Origin of the sequence: Yersinia sp. IP36721 (assembly GCF_003634395.1) — a bacterium.
Classification (GTDB): Bacteria; Pseudomonadota; Gammaproteobacteria; order Enterobacterales; family Enterobacteriaceae; genus Yersinia; species Yersinia entomophaga.
Genome location: NZ_QCZL01000060.1, coordinates 1 through 1,715, shown reverse-complemented (window position 1 = coordinate 1,715; position 1,715 = coordinate 1). Strand labels below are relative to the sequence as shown.

Below are 1,715 nucleotides of genomic sequence, written 5' to 3'. Positions count from 1 at the left end.
CCAGTTTGGCCGCCCCGACGTGGGTCAGAAGTGCATAGAATCTAGCGGTCATGGTTCACGCTCATCTCATCAATCATGTGAATGGTGCCGCCGGTGTATTCGCTGCCGGTGACGGTGATAACTTCGGGTAAATAGGGGTAAACGGTTAGCTCGTCGCCGCTGTAACAACCCGCGCCAACATAAAACTGGCCGCTGCTGTCCAGATTTATCGACAGGCCAATCAGGTGACGGCTGGCCGGTTTGGCGTCGTCAATCAGGCGCTCCAGTTCGCGGTACATTTCTTCGGTAATACCGGTTTCCAGCACGCCGACATCGAGACGAAAAGTGCCGGGGATGTCGCCGGTTTTCCACCACTCCAGCACCTTAATCAGATAGCCCAGCGGCTCGACCACGCGACGGATAGCGCCGATAGTGCCTTTGTGTTTGTGAACGTAAAACGAGGCGCGTACCACGCTGCGCTTGGCCGCTTCCGGCCAGCTCTCATCCCAGCGACCCACCGACCATGCCCAGGCTAAATAAGGCAATAACGGCAGCGGACAGGTGTCGGGATCCCATAGCTGGCGCAGTGGCACCGGCACATCGGCAATCACCGCGCAGGCTGCGGCAGCGGCGATTTCCAGCGGCGAGGAACCGGCAGGCAATAGGCGGTTATTCATCCGACCCGCCGATCGCCAAGGTGTAGCCGGTGCAGTAGGCGGCCTGAGTTTTATCCAGCACCACATCGGCCAGCGGTGCGGCCAGTTCGACCCGCTGCACACCTTCCACATGCAGGGCGGCATAGATGGCCGATAAACGAATATCGCGGCCTAAACGGTGCTGGGCGTTGACGTAGGCGGCCAGTTTGTCGGCGGCGGCACGGCGAATGGGTTCGGCTTCCGGCCCCGGAAACAGATAGAGTCTGGCGTCAATCTGGTAATCGACAATCACAGCGGATTGCACCGTCACCCGGTCAGCCACTGGCCGTACATTCTCATCGTTTAACGCCGCATCCACTTTGGCGAGCAGTTCTGCCGACGCCACGCCGTTGTTTTCGCGCGATAATACCGTGACAGTCACGCAGGCCGGGGACGGACTCAGCGCCGAGGCATCGGCTACCCGTCCGTCGGCGCTGCGGGCGTGAAACTCATAGGCCCCGGTCGGCCCAGCCACGCTCAGACCTTCAAAGGCTTGAGGGATGCGCACCCGAAAATCGGCGTCGGATTCCATCACGGCGGCCAATGGCGGAATGGCGGTTAAATCTGCCGGGGTGATAAGCAGGCGCTCGACGCCATTATTGGCACCTAACTGATCGAGGTCGCTGCCATTGGCGTAAGCCACCATCACCGCCTGCGCAGCTTCGTTGACTCGCTGGCGTAGCAGCAATTCTAAATAAGCGCTTTCCTGCAATAGCTTAACGATGGGTTCGGATTCAAAGGACAACGTCACCCGCACTGCCGCCTGTTGTTCAGTAGGATAAAGTGCAATAAAGGCCGCTTTGCGCTGATTAAGTAACGCTTCAAATTCCAGTGATTCCACCACCTGCGGCGCGGGCAGCAGACTTAAATCAATGGTCGCCATTATTGCCCCCTTAACGGGATAGAGAGACTGAGGCGTTCGGCGCTATCCGAGCGGTTGCCGAACAGTTCCACCGTCATTTTTCCGCTGTTTTCAGTCGTGAGATCAATCACCGTCAGCGTCACGCGGGGTTCCCAGCGCATGACTGCGCCATACACCGC

The 1,715-nt window shown here is 58.8% G+C and carries 2 protein-coding genes; both read right to left on the bottom strand.

The window, feature by feature from the left end:
- Positions 1-41 precede the first annotated feature (41 nt).
- Positions 42-656 carry a phage tail protein I gene (locus DBA33_RS20175; protein WP_120807104.1) on the bottom strand — a complete coding sequence of 205 codons (615 nt, stop codon included), beginning with the start codon at positions 654-656 and terminating at the stop codon, positions 42-44.
- Positions 649-1,557, bottom strand: a complete 909-nt coding sequence (locus DBA33_RS20170; protein ID WP_064514948.1) for a baseplate assembly protein — start codon at positions 1,555-1,557, stop codon at positions 649-651. The genes DBA33_RS20175 and DBA33_RS20170 overlap by 8 nt, the downstream gene beginning before the upstream one ends.
- Positions 1,558-1,715 lie beyond the last annotated feature (158 nt).

Bases quoted from the DNA above. Each gene is read 5' to 3' on its own strand.
- DBA33_RS20170 (WP_064514948.1), bottom strand. From the start codon at position 1,557: ATGGCGACCATTGATTTAAGTCTGCTGCCCGCGCCGCAGGTGGTGGAA.
- DBA33_RS20175 (WP_120807104.1), bottom strand. From the start codon at position 656: ATGAATAACCGCCTATTGCCTGCCGGTTCCTCGCCGCTGGAAATCGCC.